The sequence below is a fragment of the Planomonospora algeriensis genome (genome assembly GCF_977012225.1).
In genome coordinates, this window is record NZ_CDRNDK010000854.1 from 1 (window position 1) to 1354 (window position 1354).

A 1354-nucleotide genomic window follows, 5' to 3' on the forward strand; every position below is an offset into this window, starting at 1 on the left:
CGACGGCGTGCGGCTCGACCTCGCGCAGGGCCAGCGCGTCCAGCTCGGCGACGCCGGGCACGCCGTTCTCCCTGGCCCGCTCGGCGATCGCGCGCAGGGCGGGCCGCTCGGCGGCGGTGGCGGCGATGACGAGCTTGCCGACCTCGTCGTAGGCGATGGCGTGCTCGGCGCAGTACTCCCGCAGCAGGGCCATGCCCTCCCTGCAGAGCTCCGCCTTGAGCGAGCCCGGCCGGTAGTACAGGCCGGCGTGCACGACCCCGCTGTTGTGCCCGGTCTGGTGGGCCCCGATCCGGTCCTCCTTGTCGAGGACGGTCACCCGCACACCGCTCAGCGCGAGTTCCCTGGCCACCGCCAGGCCGACGATGCCGGCCCCCACGATCCCGACGTCCATGCCACGACCTCCGAAACAGGATGCCTCCTTGCGGAAGCACACATTCTTCGAAAGCTAGCGGCAACCGCCGGTCCCAGGCCAGGGGGAGGATCCCCGGTCACCGCGTCCCGCGGCGGCCTTCCGCCCGCGGGTGGCCGGGGACCTCCGGCCCGCCGTCGGGGAATCCCGGTCACCGCATCCGGCCGACGGCCTCGCGCAGGCGGCGCACCTCCCGCAGCCGGGCCTCGTAGGTCGCGCCGACCACCACCAGGAGCAGCCCGCCCAGGGCCATCGGCACCCACCGGGGCACCGCCATGACCGCCTGGGCGATCCAGGGCGCCAGCTCGTGCAGGGCCACGACGGCCAGCGTCAAGCCACCGAGCACGGCCGGGGCCTGGAGCCCGGCCCTGGTGCCGGCCAGGAGGACCGCGAGCGCGAACAGGCCGAGCAGCAGGGACCGGAGCCAGCCGCCGCCGGTCAGCACGGCGATCGTGCTGGGCAGCAGGCCGGAGACGAGGCCGGAGCCGTAGACGCTCCAGGAGGAGGACTGCCCGCCCCTCGCGCGCAGGAGCCCGAAGGCCAGCAGGACGAGCGAGAGCGGCACGGTGTACGCCTCGACCACGGTGACGTCCGAGGCGAGCAGCCGCAACCACGAGGCCACCAGCAGGAAACCGGTCCCGGCGTACGCCGCCGGCCGCCGGTCCGGGCGCAGCGCCGTACCGGCCAGCAGCACACCGACGACGGCGCAGGCCAGGCTGAGGACCGGCAGGTGGGGGAGGCCGGGGACCAGCACGTCGTGGACGACGAGCGCCAGCCCCCAGGCGGCGAGGCAGTAGCCCGCCGCCTCCAGCCCGGCCGACAGCTCCCGCAACCGATCCCTCCCCTCTCCCCCGGCTCCGGAGCCCCGGGAACCGGCCGCGCCCTCCCGCGCCACCGAGCCCTCCGGACCGGCCGCGCCCTCCCCCATCCCCGAGCTCTCCGGAT

The 1354-nt window shown here is 75.7% G+C and carries 2 protein-coding genes; both read right to left on the reverse strand.

Annotation, left to right across the window (positions count from 1 at the left end):
• On the reverse strand, nt 1-391 hold a 391-nt coding region (locus tag ACWJ6R_RS36385), incomplete at its 3' end, for an FAD-dependent oxidoreductase (RefSeq protein WP_449066555.1).
• A 169-nt stretch (nt 392-560) separates the two neighbouring features.
• The coding region (locus ACWJ6R_RS36390) for an SCO7613 C-terminal domain-containing membrane protein (protein WP_449066556.1) at nt 561-1354 on the reverse strand (794 nt) is incomplete at its 5' end.